16 protein-coding genes and 2 pseudogenes are annotated in these 20,336 nt (G+C 68.1%); 8 read left to right on the forward strand and 10 right to left on the reverse strand.

The features are described 5' to 3' along the window. Nucleotides 1-173 precede the first annotated feature (173 nt). From VHD82_RS26315 to VHD82_RS26325, 3 genes and pseudogenes are all read left to right on the forward strand, one after another. Entirely contained in the window at nucleotides 174-6,599 is a 6,426-nt protein-coding gene (locus VHD82_RS26315) for a PA14 domain-containing protein (RefSeq protein WP_325709449.1), read from the forward strand. Then, on the forward strand, nucleotides 6,599-6,841 hold the full coding sequence (locus tag VHD82_RS26320) for a hypothetical protein (RefSeq protein ID WP_325709452.1): 243 nt from the start codon (nucleotides 6,599-6,601) through the stop codon (nucleotides 6,839-6,841). The genes VHD82_RS26315 and VHD82_RS26320 overlap by 1 nt, the downstream gene beginning before the upstream one ends. 199 nt (nucleotides 6,842-7,040) lie before the next feature. After that, a pseudogene (locus tag VHD82_RS26325) lies at nucleotides 7,041-7,654 on the forward strand (transposase); the annotation flags it as partial. A 260-nt stretch (nucleotides 7,655-7,914) separates the two neighbouring features. Here VHD82_RS26325 and VHD82_RS26330 read toward each other — a convergent pair. The 5 genes from VHD82_RS26330 to VHD82_RS26350 form a co-directional block, all read right to left on the reverse strand. Further along, nucleotides 7,915-9,285, reverse strand: coding sequence for a ThiF family adenylyltransferase (locus VHD82_RS26330; RefSeq protein ID WP_325709455.1), 1,371 nt, complete (start codon nucleotides 9,283-9,285; stop codon nucleotides 7,915-7,917). After that, nucleotides 9,267-9,395, reverse strand: coding sequence for a hypothetical protein (locus tag VHD82_RS26335; protein ID WP_325709458.1), 129 nt, complete (start codon nucleotides 9,393-9,395; stop codon nucleotides 9,267-9,269). The genes VHD82_RS26330 and VHD82_RS26335 overlap by 19 nt, the downstream gene beginning before the upstream one ends. A gap of 540 nt (nucleotides 9,396-9,935) precedes the next feature. After that, nucleotides 9,936-10,247: a hypothetical protein gene (locus VHD82_RS26340; protein ID WP_325709461.1), complete on the reverse strand. Its 312-nt coding sequence runs from the start codon at nucleotides 10,245-10,247 to the stop codon at nucleotides 9,936-9,938. Between the two features lie 355 nt (nucleotides 10,248-10,602). Then, the gene (locus VHD82_RS26345) at nucleotides 10,603-11,409 is read right to left on the reverse strand and encodes a ParA family protein (protein ID WP_325709464.1); all 807 of its coding nucleotides are present in this window, start codon (nucleotides 11,407-11,409) and stop codon (nucleotides 10,603-10,605) included. A gap of 32 nt (nucleotides 11,410-11,441) precedes the next feature. Next, nucleotides 11,442-12,182, reverse strand: a complete 741-nt coding sequence (locus tag VHD82_RS26350) for a helix-turn-helix domain-containing protein (RefSeq protein ID WP_325709467.1) — start codon at nucleotides 12,180-12,182, stop codon at nucleotides 11,442-11,444. Between the two features lie 448 nt (nucleotides 12,183-12,630). Here VHD82_RS26350 and VHD82_RS26355 point away from each other — a divergent pair, with 448 nt between their 5' ends. After that, nucleotides 12,631-13,110, forward strand: coding sequence for a hypothetical protein (locus VHD82_RS26355; RefSeq protein WP_325709470.1), 480 nt, complete (start codon nucleotides 12,631-12,633; stop codon nucleotides 13,108-13,110). Here VHD82_RS26355 and VHD82_RS26360 read toward each other — a convergent pair. Both VHD82_RS26360 and VHD82_RS26365 read right to left on the reverse strand, forming a co-directional pair. Then, on the reverse strand, nucleotides 13,100-14,209 hold the full coding sequence (locus VHD82_RS26360; protein ID WP_325709473.1) for a S1 family peptidase: 1,110 nt from the start codon (nucleotides 14,207-14,209) through the stop codon (nucleotides 13,100-13,102). The two genes, VHD82_RS26355 and VHD82_RS26360, sit on opposite strands and share 11 nt — an antisense overlap. 143 nt (nucleotides 14,210-14,352) lie before the next feature. Next, nucleotides 14,353-15,300: a helix-turn-helix transcriptional regulator gene (locus tag VHD82_RS26365; protein ID WP_325709476.1), complete on the reverse strand. Its 948-nt coding sequence runs from the start codon at nucleotides 15,298-15,300 to the stop codon at nucleotides 14,353-14,355. Between the two features lie 56 nt (nucleotides 15,301-15,356). Between VHD82_RS26365 and VHD82_RS26370 the strand changes: the two are divergent. Next, nucleotides 15,357-15,623, forward strand: a pseudogene (locus tag VHD82_RS26370) (epoxide hydrolase N-terminal domain-containing protein); the annotation flags it as partial. A gap of 224 nt (nucleotides 15,624-15,847) precedes the next feature. Then, nucleotides 15,848-16,489 (forward strand): hypothetical protein, encoded by a 642-nt coding sequence (locus VHD82_RS26375; RefSeq protein ID WP_325709548.1) that lies wholly within the window; start codon nucleotides 15,848-15,850, stop codon nucleotides 16,487-16,489. A 5-nt stretch (nucleotides 16,490-16,494) separates the two neighbouring features. On the opposite strand, the gene VHD82_RS26380 is transcribed toward VHD82_RS26375, so the two are convergent. Then, nucleotides 16,495-16,698 (reverse strand): hypothetical protein, encoded by a 204-nt coding sequence (locus VHD82_RS26380; protein WP_325709479.1) that lies wholly within the window; start codon nucleotides 16,696-16,698, stop codon nucleotides 16,495-16,497. 113 nt (nucleotides 16,699-16,811) lie between these two features. Here VHD82_RS26380 and VHD82_RS26385 point away from each other — a divergent pair, with 113 nt between their 5' ends. Then, entirely contained in the window at nucleotides 16,812-18,560 is a 1,749-nt protein-coding gene (locus tag VHD82_RS26385; protein ID WP_325709482.1) for an AMP-binding protein, read from the forward strand. A gap of 12 nt (nucleotides 18,561-18,572) precedes the next feature. On the opposite strand, the gene VHD82_RS26390 is transcribed toward VHD82_RS26385, so the two are convergent. Continuing rightward, the gene (locus VHD82_RS26390) at nucleotides 18,573-18,896 is read right to left on the reverse strand and encodes an STAS domain-containing protein (RefSeq protein ID WP_325709484.1); all 324 of its coding nucleotides are present in this window, start codon (nucleotides 18,894-18,896) and stop codon (nucleotides 18,573-18,575) included. Nucleotides 18,897-19,530: 634 nt separating this feature from the next. On the opposite strand from VHD82_RS26390, the gene VHD82_RS26395 reads away from it, so the two are divergent. After that, nucleotides 19,531-19,752: a hypothetical protein gene (locus tag VHD82_RS26395; protein ID WP_325709487.1), complete on the forward strand. Its 222-nt coding sequence runs from the start codon at nucleotides 19,531-19,533 to the stop codon at nucleotides 19,750-19,752. A 3-nt stretch (nucleotides 19,753-19,755) separates the two neighbouring features. Here the strand turns inward: VHD82_RS26395 and VHD82_RS26400 are convergent, their stop codons facing one another. Next, a complete protein-coding gene (locus tag VHD82_RS26400) occupies nucleotides 19,756-20,298 on the reverse strand; it encodes a hypothetical protein (RefSeq protein WP_325709490.1) in 543 nt (180 codons plus the stop codon). Between the last annotated feature and the right edge of the window lie 38 nt (nucleotides 20,299-20,336).

Raw genomic sequence — 20,336 nt, forward strand, 5'->3', positions numbered from 1 at the left:
CTCGGGAGGGATCCCGAGGTGCACTACCGGCACTACGTCCGTGTCCGCTGTAACTGCGGACGGCAGCAACGTCACCTCCGGGTATTCGCCGTCCCACGCTGCGATGAGGAAGGAACACGGTGCCGTGGGAAAACTCTCGTATACCCGTGCTTTGTGTCGGCGTTTGAGCACTGTTGCTCCTAACGGCCGATTGCACTTTCTGGCCGGCTGGGGCAACTTTTATAGCGTTTGTCGCGCATCGTGGGAGCGCGGTCTGGTTTCCTTTCATTGACTTTTGCGAGGTTGCTGTGGCGGCGTTTCCCGGATGGCGTGGTTTCTCGCGTCGGCAAAGACGTGTTCATCGACTGTGCACTTTCCTGGTAATCGTCACGATCCTGGGTCTGGTCTCGTCGCTGACGGAGGCGATCACACCGGCCGCGATCGCGGCGGCACCGGTGGATCACCACGTGGACGTGCGCACCCTGCCGCTGTTACCGGCCGGGAAACCGGTGGACGCGGCGTCGGCCCCGGCGAAACCGGCCGGGGATTTCACGCCGTTGTCCAAGCGGGGCACGGACTCGCGGTTCCAGGGCGGCAAGTCGACGCTGGTGGCGGGCTCGCAGGCCCAGTACAGCGAGGACTACGCCAACCCGGATGGCAGCCACACCCTGAAGTTGTCGAACGAGCCGCTGAACGTGCAGGACTCGCACGGGGCGTGGCACCCGGTGGACACCGCCGTGGCGGTCGACCCGGCCTCGAAGCGGGCGCATACCGGCTGGCACCCGCTCGCGCCGAGTTTCGCTGCCACGGCTGATGATCCGGCTCTGGTATCGGTCGCGGTGGGCGGCGACCAGGCCGGGCTCGCGTTGCGCGGCGCGACTGCGGCCAAGGCTGCCACGCGCGGGCCGACGGTGACGTACCCGGATGCGCTGGCAGGCACGGATCTGGCGTACACGACAACCCCGGGCTCGGTGAAGGAATCCCTCATCCTGAAGGCGGCTCCCGCGGCGGGACAGTGGAGTTTCGACCTGTCCACGCACGGCCTGACCCCGGTACTGGCGAAGAACGGGGGAGTCGAGCTGCGCAACGGCGCCGGGCACCCCGAACTGGTAATCCCCGCGCCGGAAGTCTGGGACTCGGCCGGGAACAACGGGCAGAGCGCCCCCGCCCAGACCGGCGGCACCTACACCATCACCCCGGCGGGCAGTGGCAGATGGACGCTGACCGTGTCGGTGGACACCGCGTGGCTGCACGACGCGAAGCGGGTGTATCCGGTCACGGTCGACCCGACCCTGACCTACACGTCGGGCTCGTTGTCCTGGTACAAGTCCGATGGCGCCTCAGGCACCGACACCGTGGTGAAGGTCGGCAACTCCCAGAGCGGCACTGGGGGCGCCGACACCTATCTGCGCACGGTCACCCCGTTCCCACTGTCCACCTTGGCCGGCAAGAACGTGGTCGGGTCCCGGGTCGATGTGAACTGGGAGAATTCCGCCGCGCAGTCACACACCAGCTACAACGTCGACATGTTCCACGCCACGGCGTCCTCCTACAACGGCGCCCCGGGCGCGGAGTACCTGGCGCACGGCGTGATCGGTGATTTCGGTTCCCTGCCTGGGATCCCACCGACAGTATCGGGAACCCCGGATGCGCTGACGAACTTCCTGCGCGGGGTGGTGTCAGCGAGCAACTGGGGTGCGCTGTTCGGGTTCGTCGGGCAGGAAACCGCCGGCAAGTACACCTACAAACGCCTCACCACCTCGCTACTGGTCGACTACGGATCCGCCCCGACCGTCCCATCGATCAACGCACCCGCCGACAATTCAGTGCTCACCACGACCACCCCGACGTTGACGGTCAACCCCGCCACCGACGCCGACGGGGAGGCGATCACCTACTGCTTCGCGATTGCCACCGGCCCGGACGCCGCCTCTGGAGTCGTGGCGCAATCCGGCTGCCAAACCGGCACCTCCTGGACCGTGCCCGCGGGCGTGCTGCAAGACGGGGTCGCCTACACCTGGAAAGCCGACTCCCACAGCAACCTGACCACGACCACCGGCGCCATCGGCCACGTCAAAATCGACAAACGCATCGGTGATCACGGTCCCGCGCCGACCGACACGGTCGGGCCGGTGACGGTGAACCTGGCCAACGGCAACGCCAACCTCTCCACCTCGACCCTGGCCTACGACACCGTCGGCGGCAGCCAGGCCCTGTCGTTCACCTACAACTCCCAGGCCGCCGACGAACACGGCCTGACCGCCTCGTATTTCAACGACCCCAACGACAACGGGTTGATCGACGACGGACTCCAGCCCGCGCTGGTGCGCACCGAACCCCAGGTCAACGTCGACTTCGGTAACCAGTCCCCGTACTCGCCGGTGCTCAACCCCAGCTGGTACATCGTCCGGTGGGACGGGTTCTTCCAGGCTCCCGCCACCGGGACCTACCAGTTCGCCGGCGTCCACGACGACGGGCTGACCGTCACCCTCAACGGGACTCAAATCTACAACTACGCCACACCGTCCGATGTGAACTGGAGTTCGGGGCAGGCCACCGGCTCGGTGGCGCTGACGGCGGGGCAGCGGGTACCGATCCAGGTCACTCTCGCCCAGGGCATCGGGGCCGCGCACCTGCAACTGTTCGTGCGCACCACCGACGGCACCACCGTCCCCGCCCAACTCGCCCCCGCCGCCTGGCTGTACAAGTCCGCCCTGCCCGCGCTGCCGCAGGGCTGGACCATGTCCACCGACCTCGACGGCACCGGCCAGGCCTACACCCGCGCCCTGGTGACGGCCCAGAACGTGGTGCTCACAGATTCCTCCGGCGCGCAGCACACCTGGACCAAAGCCGGCACGGGCACCGGGTTCACCCCGCCCGCCGGCGAAGATGGGGTGCTCGCGACGGATGCGAGCGGAAAGATCACCCTGACCGAAGGGGACATGATCTACACTTTCCGCGCCGACGGCAGCCCGGACACGGCGACCAGTGCGGTCGATGTGAAGCATCCCGCCGCACTGCACTACATCTACGACGATTCCACGACACCCTCGCGGTTGAAAACGATCACCGACCCTGTGTCCGGGCGGTCGATGACGCTGTACTACAACCGGCCCGGCGACACCTGTTACACCGGCCTCACCCCACCGCCCGGGGCGGACGCGAACGCCCCATCGCAGATGCTGTGCCGCGTCGCCTACTGGGACGGGCGCCAATCTGTGCTGTGGTACACCAACACCCAGCTTTCCCGGATCGAGGACCCCGGCAGCGAGGTGACCGACTTCGGCTACGACACCACCAGCGGCCTCTTGACCAAGGTGCGGGAACCGATCGCGGCCGACTGGGTCGCGCTCGACCCCACCAACCGGGACAACGACAACTCCCGTTGGGTCATCGGCTACACCGGCACGCAAGCCGCCTCCGTCACCGCACCCGCCCCGACCATCGGCGCCGCTCGCCCGGCGCACTCCTACCGCTACGATCCAGCCAATTCCCAGACTTTCACCGACATCGCGGGGATCAGCCCAGCGGTCGGGTTCTCCAGCAAAGCAACCTACGACACTGCTTTCCGGCAACTGACGGCCACCGACGCCACCGGCAAAGTGTCGTCGACTACCTGGAACGTCAACGATCTGCAACTGACCTCGACCGACCCGGCCGGACGAGAATCGACCACGGTCTACGACTACGCCCAACGCCCCACCGACTCCTACGGTCCCGCGCCGACGTCGTGTTTCACCGGGCAGCAACCCACCACCGGGTGTGCGGACACCGTGACGCACACCCACACCAACTACGACGAGAACCTCCAGGGGCTCGGCGCCCAGTGGTACGCCAACACCGCGCTGTCCGGAGCGCCCGCGAGCCTTACCACGGGCACCGGTAACGCCGACGGGTCGATCAACCACCCCTGGCACGGCGCCGTCCCCAGCCCCGGGATCCCAGCGACGAACTTCTCCCTACGCGCCATCGGCGAGATCGTGTTTCCCGCCAGCGGGAACTACACCCTGAAAACGCTGTCCGATGACGGTGTGCGGGTCTGGGTGGACGATCTGCTCGTGATCGATGACTGGCAGGTCCAGGGGGCGACCTGGACCTCAGCCACTGTGCACTCCGGTGCCGCCGGCGAGGCGCACCGGATCCGGCTGGAGTACTTCCAGGGCGCCGGCGACTCCCAGCTCGAACTCGACTGGGTCCCGCCCGGCGGGGCCCAGCAAGTCGTCCCCGGTGTCGATCTGCGGCCACGCTACAACCTGCCGACCTCCACCGTGGACAGTGAGGACTCCGGGGTTCCAGACAAGGTGACCGCCACCAGCTACTCGCCCAGCGGCATCGATCCCGCCTACGGCGTGGAATCCGGCACCACCCAGGATCCAGGTGGGCTGAACCTCACCGAATCGACCACCTATGAAACACCGGGGACCGGCTACCTGCGCAAGACCAGCAAAGTCAAACCCACCGGGGCGGCCACCACCTACGCCTACTACGGCGACACCGAGACCCGCGCCAACCCCTGTGTCACCGGCTCGACCGCAGTCAACCAGGGCGGCATGCCCAAACTCATCACCACCCCGACACCGGCGACCGGGGCAGCGCGCACCGACGAACTTGTCTACGACGCCTCCGGGCACGTGGTCGCCGAAGCCACCTCCGGCGACTGGACCTGCACCACCTACGACTCCCGCGACCGAATCACCCAGAAAGTGTTCCCCGCCAACGCCACTACCGGTGCCCGCACCGTCACCTACAACTATGCCGTTGGCGGGGACCCACTCACTACGTCGGTCACCGACCCCGCCGGTACTGTCACCACTCAGACCGACCTGCTCGGCCGCACCATCTCCTACACCGACGCCACCGGCCTGAACACCACCACCAGCTACGACCAAGCCGGGCGCGTGACCCAAACCACTAGCGTCGAAACCCTCGGCAGTGACCCATCCAAGACCGCCACGTTCACCTACGACGACGCCGGGCGGGTGCTCACCGAAACGTTCGACGCCGTCCCGCAAGCCACCATCACATACGACTCGGCTGGGGAGCTGGCCACCGCCACCTACGGCAACGGCACCAGCCTCGCCGCCATCGGCAAAGACCAAGCCGGCCGCATCACCTCACTGACCTGGCAGGACGACGCCAGCAACCAGGTCGTGTCCCAGGTCGCCCGCACCCGCGCGGGCACCATCATCGGAGAATCCCTGAACGGCTCCAACCCCAACCCGGCAGGCAACGACTACAGCTACGACGCCGCCGGACGTCTCACCGAGGCCTACACCGGCGGCGGGCACCACTTCACCTACGACTACACCGCCACCGCCAGTGCCTCCTGCCCCACCGGGAAACAAGCCAACGCCGGCGCCAACACCAACCTGGTCACCCTGACCGACGCCACCACAGGCGGCACCAACACCACCAACTACTGCTACGACGCCGCCGACCGGCTCATGGCCACCCTCGGCACCAACGCCACCTCCGGCCTGACCTACGACACCCACGGCAACACCACCGCCTACACCACCGCCGGCATCACCACCCACCTCGCCTACGACGGCGCCGACCGCAACATCCAGCTCTCCACCACCGGCGCACCCACCAACGCCACCATCGCCTACACCCGCGACGCCACCGACCGCATCATCCGCCGCGACGCCACCGCCGGCGACCCCGTCACCTCCGTCCTCTACGGCTACACCAGCGGCGGGGACACCCCTGATGTCACCTGCGACACCAACCACCACATCCTGACCTGGACCCTCACTCTCCCCGGCGGCGTCGTGGAAACCCTGCACAACAGCGCCGATCCCGACACCTGGGACGCCCCCTCCGTCCGCGGTGATCTCGTGTGGACCACCGACAACGGGGCTACCCAGGTCGGAGACCTGCACCAGTACGACCCCTTTGGCAACCCCCTCGACGCCACCACCGGCAACACCAACAACCAGGCTGTCCCCGACAACTCACCCGGCCAACTCGACTACGGCTGGCTCGGTCAGCATCAGCGTCCCTACGAACATGCGCAAGCACTGTCCATTGTGGAAATGGGTGCCCGTGCCTACAGCCCCCTGCTAGGCCGATTCCTCCAAGTCGACCCTGTCGACGGCGGCAGCGCCAACGACTACGACTACGTCAACGGCGACCCGATCAACAACGTGGACCTGGATGGCCGCTGCCCCTGGTACGTGAGCTGGGCCTGCAGCGCCGGCAGAGCCATCGCGGGAGCCGGACGCGCGACCGGCCGGTTCTTCGCCAACAACTGGCGCACCATCGCCGGTGTCGGAGTCGCCATCCTCGGCGGAGTTGCCGCGTCGGTGTGCGGGGCGACCATTGTCTGCGGGGTCGCGGTCGGTGTGCTCGGCGGCATCGCCGCATACTCCGTGGGAACTGCGCATCCAACCTGGGGTGGTGCCGCTAGATCAGGCATCGCCGGAGCCGTTACAGGAGGATTCGGCAAGCTGTGGGGGCGGGCCGCGAGGGTGGCCGAACAAGTAGGCCGTGGATGGTCACGACTAGGCCGCATGCAACAGTTCCGGCACACTGCCCGTAAGCTCTGGCCAGTGGCCAAGCGAGGTGCACGCCTCGCACCACGCAGGTTTATGAAGAGGCTGAGGGGAGTTCGGTAATGCACTCGGCCAAAGACCGATGGAACGCACTCGTCGGAGGGGTCTTCAAACGACCGACCCGACTGCTTACCGTGGTCGTGCTCGTCGGCATCCTATACCTGATCGGTACCTTCATCCCCTGGATCAATCCTGCGGTTTTCGCGCTAGTCGCGACCGTGCTGCTCGTCAGCCCTGTCATGAATCGATGGATGATCGAATATGCGAAGCAGCAGAACCATCGCCGGAACAGCAGCTCAAGCTGAAGCCGAGCGATGACCAGACGCCGGCGCAGACAGTCGTTGCCAGGCGCCGCTACGACCCCGCAGGTCACGCAGGCCAACATCGCCGACACCATCGGCCAAAACGGGGTGGACGAAAACGGTCCGCCCATCGACCTCGGTCACCAACCGGATGAAAGCCCAGTTGGCCGCCTCCTACAGTCCGGACAAGGCCACCACCGGATACGCCCGCATCGATCAACCCGACCGGCTTGTTCGCGCACCGCAGTACCGGCCCACCCTCGTGGACCCATTCCGCGATTATCTGCGTGGCCGCCGCGAAGACCCGGCCGTGCCCGTGCATCAGCTGCTGGCAGAGATCAAACAGCGCGGCTACACCGGAAGCCACAATCTGCTGTATCGCTACATCACCCAAGGACGAGTCGAATCCGACCGGCCAGCAATCTCTCCGAAGCGACTCACGCGCTACCTGCTCACACGCCCGGACAAGCTCCAAGATCACCAGCGGGAACGACTCGAAGCCGCCGTGAGCGCCTGCCACGAGATGACGGCGCTGGCCGCCCTCGTCGGTGACTTCGCGGCTCTGCTCACCCCGGCCACCTGCAACGATGATCGTCTTAGCGACTGGATCGACCGGGCCCGAGCCGAGGATCTACCTCACCTGCACGCTTACACCCGCGGACTCGAATTCGACCGCGAGGCCGTCAACGCCGCCCTCACCGAACCATTCCACAATGGACGAACGGAAGGAGTGAACACCAAACCAAGATGATCAAGCGGCAGATGTACGGCCGCGCGGGCTTCCCCCTCCTGCGTCACCGCATCCTGCTCGGCTAACGCCACCCAGCGCAACCACCGCATCCGGGCCAGAGCCGCTCCTGGGACAGTCCCAGCAGATCCGAACTTGCCCCAGGCAGGACCGAGTGCTCCACGGATGAAGACGCCTCGGACTCAGGCGGCTTGACTATTTCCCTTGCTGTTGCATGACTTTCGTGTGCGGTGAGGATGGGCATGGGGCCAATGAGGGCCGTTTTTCCGAGGTACAGCACACAGGAGGCACCAGCCGCCGTTACGCGCAGGCGTTTGCGCGTAACGGCTTAAGACGCTTCGGCATGGCCTCCTTGAGCCATAAGGCCGCCGTCAGAACATGTGCGGCAGGCGGAGTCGCGCCGTGATTGCTGCGGAATCCGTTGGCCGGTGCGGGGGAAGTGCAGCAGAGAGTGCTCGTGCTCGTCGGCGTGGAGGTTGGTGATGGCGAACATGAAGTGGTTGACGGCTTCGCCGGCGGCGAGGCTGTTGAGCGCGATTACGCTGGGCGCGGGGATCTCGTCGAGGTAGCGGGCCTGTTTCTGCAGGTCGTTGGGAAGCATGTCCACGGCCAGTTCGGTGGGATTGATCAGTCCGTTGCACCACATGCAACCGTTGCCGGGGATCTGGTGTCGGACAGCGACGTGGATTCGACCGACCTGGCCGAGCGGGTCGACCGGGATCTTCACACCGGCCTGGGTCGCGGGAATGAGGTACCGGTGAACAGTCTCGTTGACCCAGTGCCGAGCGGCGTTGGTGTCTGCGGCGAGGAAGATCCAGTCGCAGGCCGCGATTGCCTGTAACGCTGTGGGGTGCTGGACGTTCTCGGGGATGAGGGTGAGAGAGATCTTAGGGTTGGCGCGTCGCGCGTTGCGGGCGGCGAGTTCGGTCTTGGGCTTGCCGATGTCGTCCGGTTCGGCCGCGAGGAGCCGCGCCAGGTTGGTCTCGTCTGCGGTGTCGCGGTCGATCAGGTCGAGATGGCCAACGCCAAGGCGCGCGAGCAGTTCGGTGACGATGCTGCCGACTCCGCCGAGGCCGACCACGGCGACCCGCATCCGCCCGAAGGCATGTTGTCCGCGGTCCCCGAAGAGACGTGCCTGCCGGTCGTGGCGTGCATCGCTCGCCACGACGCTGCCCGGCGCGGAGGTGAGGCGAATCAGGTTTCCGCCGGGGATGACGACCTCGGTCGGCGTGACGCGGGTCCGGTCCGGGAGCCAGAAGTCCCCGGCAGCGGCCTGCGGGGTGAGCACCAACCCGCCGACGATCTGGCCAGTGATCTTGCTCAGGGCGGGGTAGCCGCGGTCGTGGCTCGCGAGGTCGGTGCGAGAGAAGCCGACCGTCGTGGTGCCGAAGTGGTTGTGGACAGCGAGGTAGGCGAGTTTCTCGTCGCGGGCGCGAAGGGCGGCGTCGCGCACGAACTCGGCCTTGAGAGCGCGATAGCCGGTGGTGCCCTCGACGTAGTCGAGGCCGTCGGCGGCAAGGATGAGTTCCCGGGCGAGTAACCGGGGACCACGCGGGCCGTCGGCGCGGCCGGCGAGAATGACAGCGCCGTGCTCGTCGTCATCGAGCCGAAACAGGTGCTGCTGCAGGTCGCTCCACAGCCGGGGCGGGATGGTGAGGCTCCACCCCGGCGTGGGCGGATTCACTGCGTGGTGAACCACGTGATCACCTTCTGTGCCTTGAGAGCGGCGTTGTCGCGAGCCGGATTCCAGCGGTTGGAGCGGCGCGAGAGCTGCAGCGCAGCCCGGCCGCTCCAATCGACGAGTTGCACCGCGTCACGGTGAGGCTGGCCATCTGTCCGGGCAACGCGCCCGGTCGTGTCGGAGTGGGGACGTGCGGCCGTGGTCGCTAATCCCCGCTCGGTTGTTCAGGACTCGCCCGGTGTGTCGCGGCAGGCGCCGCAGAATCGCGATGGCCGCCCGGAGTCGGATAGGTGGTCGAGGGCTATCCAGACGCGATGGCGCGCGCCGCAGATTGCGGTGCGGCGGCCTAGGCACGGGTGTGGCCCGCGCCGGAGGAGGTGGGCTTTGCGGTCGCTGGCCAGTGCGTCGGGGAGGTCGGGCAGGAACCACCGCTGGCGCGGCGGCTGGTGGTGATCTGAATAGAGGCGTGCGGGGTGCATGAACTCCTCGCTAGGCGCCCGGACGCCGCGGCGTGCTGTGTCGCCCGGACGAGGGTTGCGGTTGTGTTGCCGACCGTGTATTCGCGTGCGCACGTTGCGCGCGCAGCGTGGCGCGCGTGCCTGCGCCCGCACGAGGCTGGGCAGGGCCCTGCCCGCCGGTGACGCGGGTGGGCAGGGCCCCGCCGGCGGTCAGGTGTTCCAGCCGGTGCGGTGGAGCAGGTGGGTGTATTCGGTGTGGTCGAACCCGAGCCCGACGGCCTCACCGCGGATGCGTTCGATCTCGGCGATGGGAAAGCCTTGCTCGCGGGCGTCTTCGAACGCGGCGATAAGATTGGCCTGCCGCGACTCGACAAGCCGGTGCGCGGCGCCGACTCCGCGCAGCTGGTTGATCAGGTGCAGGCGCAGCGCTTTGCGGATGCTCTCGGCCATCACCGGTCCGGCCGCCCGGGGTGGGGTGAAGGGCAACAGGCTGCGCCCTCGCGGCGGCGCGACCGGGGTCACGTCGGCGGGGACTGGAAGGTTCCCCGCCGTATGGCCCGCGTGCCCGGGCTCCGGCTGTGGGGCCGCGGCGTCTGGTGCGACCTCGCGTGCGGCGCCCTCAGACGGCCGTGACGCACCGAGATCATCACCTGTCGCGCCGATGTCCGCGCCGGGGCGTACGCCGGGCTCAGCGGGCTGCAGCGGGCCCGCGACAGCCTCGCCCGCTGAAGCCGGGGGTGTGGCGGGCCGGTTGGTTCTGGAGCCGGGTTTCGGGGTGGGCGTGTGCCGGGTCTTGCGGGGGGTTTTGGTCGCGGCGGCAGCTAGCCGGGCGGCCCCGCTGGCTGTCGGCTGCTCGGCGGTGTCGGGGCTGTGGTTGTCAGGCTGCATGGGTGAGCACCTCTCGGGCGAGCGCGGTCATGTTGTGGGTGAGGGCGGCACTGTTCTTGCCGTGCCTGGCTTGGGCGCTGATGACGGTGCGGACCTTCCGGCGGGTCATCCACCCGTGATGGCGCACGAACGTGTCCGCCACGCGCACGTCGTGCTGCTCGGCGAGTGCGAGCAGTCGGCTGGATTCGTGCCTGGGCAGGTGCTGCGGGTTCGCGGGCGTGTGGTTCGGCACGAGCAGCAGATTGAAACCGGCCAGCTCCGTCAGCGCGTCCTCGACCGCGTCGAGTTCTCCTGTGCCCAGGATCACCGGCATCACGACGAGATCGGCGGCCTGGGCGGCGCCGAGGGTGGAGCGGCTCCCACCTGGGTGAGTGTCGACCACCATCGATCGCCCCAGCGCCCGGTTCCACGCGATCAGCAGGTCAGCCATGGCATCGGGCTCGGGCTGGTTGGGTTCGAAGTCCCTGTGCCCGGGCACCATGTCTGGCCGGTTGCGACTGCGGTACACGCGCGGCGGCCGGCCCCTCTCGTCGAACAGGGCATCGAGTAAGGGGGCGGTGCGGTAGCGGTCGGCCAGGTAGCCCAAGAGGCGGGAAACCCGTCCGCCGTCCCAGTCCAGATCGACCAGGACCCCGTTGAGGATCCAGGCGAGTTCCTTGGCGAGCGTGGATTTGCCCTGCCCGCCTTTCGGCGACAGGACCGTGATGATCTTCCCCTGCAGTTGGGTGGCGGCCTGCTCCCGCAAGGCCCGGACGGTGGCGGTGAGGCGTTCGTGATCAAGCATGGCGACGGCCATGGCAAGTTCTCCTTCGAGGTGTTGGGAAAGACTCAGGAAGCCGGGAACAGGGGCGCGCTCGGGAAGTCCGGGGAACGCGGATTGCAGCGCGGGCACGGCACTGAGTGCTCGCCGTGCCACACCAGCCGCGTCGCAACCGGCTCCCGGGGACGCCCGTCGCACTGCCCGCACGGCCGCTCCGGAGCCGGTGGCCGACCACCGGTTTCGGCAAGCCCAGCGGCGGCAGGTCCGCGGCGACGGCCCCGCTGGGGTCGCGCGTGGGTGGTTCCTGGACGGTTCAAGGACGGTTCGGGTGCAGCCACTGCACCCCGTGACGTCGTGGTTTGCACCCCGTCGCGTCCTCGCTGCACCCCGTCGGCAGCCGCGGGGTGCACGGGCTGCGCCCCGTCGTTCGGGTTGTCCACAGCGCGACCTGAGTTGTCCACACGTTGGGTCGGGATATCCACAGCGTCGGCGGTGCTGGCGCGTTGTTCCACGGCGAGGTCCCAGCCGTTGGGGCGGCGGTCGGCGCGCTTGACGTACGCGGCCACGATCTCGGGGTCGGATTCCCGGATCAGACCGAGCTCCTCAAGAGCGCGCAGCGAGTTCTGAACGGTGCGGGTCGAGAGGCGGGTGTAGCCGGCCAGGGTCGCGATCGCGGGGAAGGCGTTGCGCCCGTCGGGCCCGGCGTGGTTTGCCAGCCCGATCAACACGACCGCCAGGGAGGCGGCGTCGCGTCGACCGTGCGGGATCGGGGCATCGGTGAGGGCCCAGCTGATCGCTTCCACGCTCATCGCCGAACACCGGTCGGTCGTGTTGTGTGGCCGCTCCCGGCGGCCGGGCGGAGTGCGCGAGGGCGTAGAGGGCCGGCTGGGACACCAGTTCGAGGTTTGTGGCCGCTGTATCGTTGTGGCATGGGAAATCTCCAAGATTCCGTCAAGGTGATCGGGGTACTTGGTGATCTCTCCGTGTAGAGGATGGGGGCCCGAGGGGGGCCCGGACGTCCCGGTATCGCCCGGCACGGTCCGGGACGGAGCGGGCCGCCCTAGGCCTCTGACCTGCAACATTCGCGCCGTTGAGGGACTGCCCGGGACGATCAGGGACCGCCGGGGACACCCGTCCCCAGGATTTGGGCACCTTGTAAACAGCAGGTCAGGGGTTCGAGTCCCCTAGTCGGCTCTTGAGAAACCGCGGTTGACCTGGGGTTGCGCGACGGCTTGGCTCCGGAGATGGGGCTTCGAAGTGGGCCAGGCAGGACAAGCCCGACCGGCACGGGATGGCGTGAGGAGCATTTCCTCCGCGCCGCGCGCGATCGCGGCGGTTTCGATCGTCGTCGCCTTCGCGGTGATTGTCGCGATGATCTCGCTCGGTTTCGCGGCGCCGGGCAACGTCCACCCGATGTACTACTTCGTGCTCATCGCTGTCGGTGGCGGCGGGTTCGCCCTGCTGGTCTCTGGGGTTCTCGCGGTCTTTGCCGGATCGCGCACTCCCACCACGCCCGCGCGGGATCTGGAATTCTTCGCGGGAATCCGCAGGGGCGCGCTCGCCATGGCCATCGTCGTGACTGTTGTCGACGCCCTGGGCGTGCTGTTGCTGCTGCGGATCGCGGGGCCGGGTTCCCCAGTCGTCTTTGTCGCGGCGGCAGCCACGTGGGTGTGCGCGATCGTGACGGCTGCCGGCCTGAGCCGGCAGCCGTTCCGACGCCCACCGATCAGGCCGTGACCAGTGTCAGCCCGTAGGTCTGCAAGATCTCGTTCACCGGCTGGAACCACGTCTCCCCGCCGGAGGTGCAATCGCCGTATCCGCCGGACGTCACGCCCTGCGCCTGGTCGCCGGAGATGAACGACCCGCCCGAGTCGCCCGGCTCGGCGCACACCGAGGTGCGCGTCACCTGGTACACCGCGCCTTGCGCGTAGTTCACTGTCTCGTTCAGCCCTTCCACGACCCCGCAATGCCAGTGCGACGTCGAGCCCGAACGGCAGACGGACGTACCCGGCACGGCCACCGCCGAACCGCGCACCAACTGGTCGCTGACCGTGCCCCAGCCCAGTACGACCGGCACCGTCCACCAGCCGTTGCCGATCGCGATGTAGGAATAGTCGTTGCCGGGGAAGGAAGATCCGACGAAGGTGCCCTGCGCGGAGCCGTCCCAGCCGGTCGTCGACGAGCCGGCGCTGCCGCAGTGGCCGGCGCTGACGAACCCGCCCTGCACGGAAAATCCGATCGAGCACCGGACGTTTCCGTTGATGTAGTAGGGATCGCCGCCAACGGTGCCTGCCGATTCGGTCGCCGGACGTGGCGCGGTCGTGGTGGTGACCGGCACACCGGTCTGCCGCGCGCGGGCAAGGAACCCGTCGACGTCGGCGCTTTGCGCGCCCGGCTGCATCGTCACGACGAGGCTGCCCGTGCGCGGATCTGTGCGCCAGCTGGTCACCGATGTGGGCGCGGGTGAGTCATCGAGCACTGCCTTCGCGTGGTCGAGCGTGGCGGCGTTGACACGAGCGTGCGCAGTGGCGGCGCCGGTCTGCTCGACCGCTGCCGCCGCTGCCGGGTCTGTCACGCCGACCACGAGTTTGCCCTGCGCGGCGTCGAACCACGCCCCACCGAAAGCGGCTCCCGCTGCTTGCTGCGCCGCGGGCAGCACTTCTGTGGCCGTCTTTTCCTGCGCGAGCCTGGTCTGGACCTGTTCGGCGGTGAGGCCGAAGTCGTGCTGCATGGCCGAAATCAGCGCAGGGGACGCCTGCGCGACGGTGGTCGGGGCCAGTGCGACGGTGGCGAGTATGACCACACCACCGGCTGTGCGGGCGATTCTTCGACGCATCGGACAAACCTCCAGGGACCGGAAAAAACCACACCGTGCCCGAAGTGTGCGAGTGGTCGGCAACATTGGTCTAGACGTTTCGCCACACGTGTCCGATTTCTGTCCCGCATTGCTCCATTCGGCGCCGTACTAAAGTCCGAGGCTCAGGCGCGCAGGTACCGCTCCGCGAACTTCCGCAGCACCGCCCTCAGCTCCGGCGGCGACTCGACGGTGAAGTCCATGCCCAGCATGCCGATGTATGCCGCGATCGTGTCCAGCGAGTCCGCGCCGGTGACCAGGATCGAGGTGGTTGCGTCGATCGCCTCGACGGCGCCGACCGTGGGGTTGATCCGGGCGAGGACGGCGTCGGCCGGGGCGCTGATTCGCAGGCGGGCGTGCACGTTCCAGCCGCTGGTCGCGACGCGGCGCATCGTGAAGGTGGTGTAGTCGGCCGCGGGCAACGGGGTGGGGGTGAACCGGCGGTAGGTGCGCATGCGCGGGGTGATCCAGTCGGCTCGGTGGACGTCCCACTCGCCGCTCGACGGGTCTCGGGCGACCAGGAACCAGCGGCGCTGCCAGGCCAGCAACCGGTACGGCTCGACAAGGCGCAAGGCGCCCTGGTAGTCGAACCGGAACCATTCGCCGTCGTGGATCGCGGCGGCGATGGCGCGCAGCACGGCGGGGTCCACCTCGGGATCGGGTGCGTCGGTGCCGGTGTTTTCCGGGGCGTGGTCGACGACCGTGGCGACGGCCTCGACCGTGGGGCGCAGCCGTGCCGGCAGAACCTGTTCGAGCTTCGCGAGCGTCCGGGTGCTGGACGCCTCGAGGCCGGCGATGCCCCGGCCGGCGCGGAGGCCGATCGCGACGGCCACAGCCTCCTCGTCGTCCAGAAGCAGCGGCGGAAGCTTGCCGCCCGCGCCGAGGCGGTACCCGCCTGTCGCGCCGCGTGCGGCCTCGACGGGGTAGTCGAGACGCCGTAGCCGCTCGATGTCGTTGCGGATCGTCCGGGTGGTGACGCCGAGCCGCTCCGCGAGTTCGGTGCCGTTCCACGACGGGCGTGACTGCAACAGCGCGAGGAGGGCGAGCAGCCGGGCCGCGGGATCGGCGTTCAAAATTGCCTCATCTATTAGGAACGAATCCTTCCTATAGCCACTCTAACGTCTGTGCCATGACCAACACAGACATCCGCCCCTTCCGCATCGAGATCACCGATGCCGAGCTGGCCGACCTGGCCGACCGCCTCGACCGCACCCGGCTGCCGCAGCCGGCGCCGGGCGACAGCTGGGAACTGGGCACCCCGAACAGCTACCTGAGCGAGGCCATCGAGGCGTGGCGCGCGTTCGACTGGCGCGCGGTGGAGAAGCGCATCAACGACCACCCGCACTTCATCACCGAGGTCGACGGCCAGCCGATCCACTTCATCCACGTCGAGTCCCCGCACGCCGGTGCGACACCGCTGCTGCTCGCCCACACCTACCCCGGCTCTTCGGTCGACTACCTCGACCTCATCGACCGGCTCACCGACCCGGTCGCCCACGGCGGCCGCGCCGAGGACGCCTTCCACGTCGTGGTGCCGACGCGCCCGGCTACGGCTTTTCCAACCCGGTCAACGAATCCGGCTGGACCACCGCCCGCGTCGCCCGCGCCTACGACGCCCTCATGCGCCGGCTCGGCTACGAGAGCTACGGCATTCACGGCTCCGACAACGGCGCACTGGTCGCCAGAGAGCTCGGCCTCCTCAACCCGGAGGGCTTCCTCGGTCTGCACGTGCTGCAGCTGTTCTCCTTCCCCTCGGGCGACCCCACGGAGTTCGAGCGGCTCGAACCGCAGGACTACGCCGGGCTGGAGCACATGCAGTGGTTCCAGAAGGTCGGCGGCTACAACGCGATGAACGCCAGCCGCCCGCAGACGATCGCCGCGGGCCTGAGCGACTCGCCCCTCGGGCTGCTCGCGTACAGCGAGCTGTTCAACTCCTTCGGCAACGGCACCTCGCTCGTGCCGCTCGAGTCGATCCTCACCGAGGTCTCCGTCGCCTGGTTCGCGAACGCGGCCGCGGGCATGTCCCGGTCGTACTTCGACAACGCTGCGGCCGCCACCGACGAGCCCGCGCCGGTGAACGCCGCACCGACCGGTGTCGCCGTGTTCAAGGACGACTTCCAGACCATCACGGTGTTCGCGGAGCGGGACAACTCGAACATCGTGCACTGGAGCCGGTTCGAGCAGGGCGGGCACTTCGCGGCACTCGAGGTCCCCGAGCTCGTGGCCGGCGACATCCGGGCGTTCTTCGCCGCGCTGCGCTGATGCGGTTACTCCGTGCCGGGAGGGTTGGTGGCCCGCCCGGCACGCAACGCGGTCAGCTCGGCGAGGATCGCGGAGCGCTGGTGGCTGGCCCTGGTCAGCGCGCTCCAGACGAAGCAGCCGAGTCCGAGGAAGAACGCCACGCCGGCGAAGGCGCCCAGGACGCCGAGCAACAACACACCGCGGTCTTCCATCTCTCCGGAGTCATCCATGGAGCGTCCCGCATCCGTACTGGTCGACGCGGCGAATCTCGACGAGTACCTCACCGTGGCCGAACCTGTCACGATCCGAGAAGGGCCTGGTACGAGCCGCGAGGAGGGCTGCAGTGATCTCGATTCCCGCAACCACACCGGCTCGCCTCGCGGCGCGGGCGGCCGAGCGGCCGGGAGCCGTCGCGCTGGAGGTGTGCGGTGCCGGACGGCTCACGCTCCGCGAGTGGGACGAGCGCTCCACCGCTGCCGCGCAGGGGCTGGTTTCCGCCGGCATCCGGCCGGACGACCGGGTCGTCATCTGGTGCGACAACACCGATCTCCTCGACTCCGCCGTCGCCTACCTCGCCGTGCACAAGGCCGGCGCGGTGGCCGTTCCGGTGCAACGACGATCGGGGCAGAACCATCTGCGCCAGGTGTGTGACAAGGCGTCCGCGGCCGCAATCGTCGGTTCGGTCACCGACGCCGACCTACCCGTGCGCAGCGTTCCGGTGCGAGCGCTGGAAACCGGCGGGCCGGCCGTGCTGCCTCAGGTGCGACCGCAGGATGACGCCGAGATCCTGTTCACCTCGGGCACCACCGGCAGGCCCAAAGGTGTGGTCGCCTCGCACGAATGCCTCTTGTGCACGCACAAAACCGTTGACCCGGAACAGGAAGAGCATGTGGTGCTGCATGCACTCCAGACCGCTTCATTGGCCGGGCAAGGATTGTTGCTGCAACCGCTCGATGGCACGCCGCATCGCGTGATCGCGCTCGCCGGCTACGACGACCGGAGTTTCGCCGAAGCGATCGCTCGATACCAGCCGACGCACGTCGTACTGGTGCCCGCGCTCGCACTGTCCCTAATAGACAGTCGGGCCGCCGAGACCTTTGATACCTCGTCAGTGCGGGTGGTGCGCACGATCAGTGCCCCCATCGCGCCGGCCGCGCTGGCGAATCTCGCCGCGTTGTTCCCCGCTGCGGACACGATCAACATGTACACCTCCACTGAGGCGTTTCCGGCGCGGGTCAAGATCACCTACGACCCGATTCGGCCGGGGTCGGTTGGCCGCTCCGCGCGGTCCGGGACGATCCGGGTGGTGGACGACGCCGGTGTGTCGACGGCGCCGAACAACGCAGGCAACGTCGAACTGCGCGTGATGGACGGGCCGCGGCGGCGGTACCTCGACGACGAGGCCGCCACCGCCGCAGTGTTCCGCGAGGGCGGCTGGGTGCGTACCGGCGACATCGGATTCCTTGACGTCAAAGGTTTCCTGTTCCTGCTCGACCGGCATCAGGACCTGGTGATCTCCGGCGGCTTCAACATCTCGACCATCGAGGTGGAAGCGGTGCTGCACGAGTACCCCGGCGTCCGCGAGGCCGCCGCGTTCGCGCTACCGCATCCGACGCTCGGTGAGTACGTCGCCGCGGCGATCGTGCCGGGACCGGAGTTCGATCCGACCGGGTTCACCGAGTTCGTGTGGGAAAAGCTCGGTCCGGCTCGCGCGCCGCAGCGGATACTGCATGCGAAAGCGTTGCCGCGCAACGAATTCGGCAAGGTGCTGAAGCGTCAGTTGCGCGACGAGGCCATCCGGCGGCTGGGTCTGCGCCGCGACTTCGGCAACCACCTCCGGTCCGACTTCGAGCAACGGGTGATGCGGATCTGGGCCGAGGAGCTGGGCGCGTCCGGCCTCGACTGGAGCGCGGATTTCCTGAGCCTCGGCGGCACCTCGCTGAACGCGATGGCTGTCGTGTCCCGGATCCGGGAGGAACTCCGGCGCGATGTCCGCCGGCGCGACCTTTTCGACTCCGCCAGCCTGAGCGATTTCGCCGCGCTCGCGGAAAAGGCGCGTCCGGCGCGGCCTCGGGTCAAGCGCTCCGCCTGAGCCGGTTTCGGTTCAGGGCAGCGAATCGACGATCGTGAACACCTGCTCGAGCCCGGTGAGCTTGATCGGGTTCAGCACAGTGCGGGTGGTGCACACGAGGCGCAGCTTCTGATCGGCGTTGTGGCATTGGCTGGCCACCTCGACGAGCGCGGCCAGCCCGGCCGAGTCGAGGAAGGTGACGCGGTTCAGGTCGAGATAGACGTCGGTGTAGTCGCCGCTTTCGCGTGCCTGCGCCACCGCCTCCTTGAACCGGGTCGCGGTACTGGCGTCGACATCGCCGTCCGCGGTGACCACGACGGATTCCGGCGTGTGTGCCCACTCCACCGTGAGTCCCACGGTCGCGCTCCTGTTCCTCGGCCTTGTCGAACAGGAAAGAGGTTAACCGTTAACGGGCCGGGGTTTCCGGCAACGGCAGCTGGGTGAGCCGCGTTCCACCGCGCTGACGTCGGAGTTCGCGGTTTGGATAGTGACGCGCGCCACATCTGCGCCGGGTGCTTTTCGTCTTTCCGGGACGCCGGTGTGATCCGCCCCCGCATCCGGCACGTGTAACCGGGTAGCCGTCGCACCAACCAGCAGTTCAGGAGTCGGCCATCGTCACTTTCGCAGTGGACATCAGCCACCACCAGCCATCCACGCTCGACCTCGCCCAAGTACGGCGCGAAGGCTGTGAGCTGGCAATAATCAAGGCAGGCGAAGGGGATTCGTTCGTCGATCCCGCGTTCAATCTCGCCAACGCGGGCGCGGCGGGGATGCTCACCGCCGCGTCCGCCGAAGCGCACGTGGCCGAGGTCGGCCGCGTGGTGCCACCGGGAATTCCGGTCATTCCGGACGTCGAGGACGGCAGCGGTGGGGTCCCGTTCGTCCAGGACGTCGCACACCGCTTGCGCGCGGCCGGATATCCGGTGCCGCTGACCTACCTGCCGCCCTGCTCGGCAAGGACGCCGGGCCGGACAACGATGAGGAGACCACCATGCTCGGGCCCGCCGGAACCAACGAACACGTCGTCGTGCCGTCCGCGGGGCGCCCGCTGTTCTGGTGCCTGTACGCGGACGGCGGCTGGAGCGACGATCACGTGTTCGACACGGACCGACCGGGCCCGATCGCGATCCCGCGGGACGGCAACGGGAATCAGCCCGTCGGCGTGGTGCTGAGGTGTACCGCCGACCACGCCTTCACCGCGTACGTGGGCTGAACCTCAGACGGTCGCCCGCCGCAGCACCTGGCGCACCACCAGGCGCGCGGTGGGCTTGACCGCCTGCCAGTACCACGCGGCCCAGCGGTAGGCGATGTCGTCGGTGGTCTTCGCGCGCGCTTCGAAGGTCAGCAGCGTCCGGGTGTCGCGGTAGGGGCGGTACGACAGGGAAATCGCGATGGTGCCGCGGCGGGGACGGGCGAACGTCGAGAACTCCTGCGCGCTCACCCGCTGCCAGTCCGAGAAGGACGTCCAAAACCGGCCTGCCGCACCGAACACGACCTCTTCGCCAGGGCGCTCGCCGAGCTTCGTCCAACGGCCATTGCTGAGGATCTCGTCGAACCCCGGCGAGGACGAGTTGGGCCGCAACGGCATCGGCACGCCCAGAACCCAGCCGAACATGTCGGTGGGGTCGGCACCGAAGCGGTGCAGGCTGTCGGCGATCCGCGTGGCCGGCAGGCCGACGAGAAGATGCTCGCGCAACACGAACTCGTAGCTGGGCGCGAACTGGTCCAGCAGCCCCTGCGCGATATTCTCCACGGTCACGGTCCCACCTCTTCGGTTCGCGGGCGCGAACCCTCGTA

Source organism: Amycolatopsis sp., assembly GCF_035546795.1.
Classification (GTDB): domain Bacteria; phylum Actinomycetota; class Actinomycetes; order Mycobacteriales; family Pseudonocardiaceae; genus Amycolatopsis_E.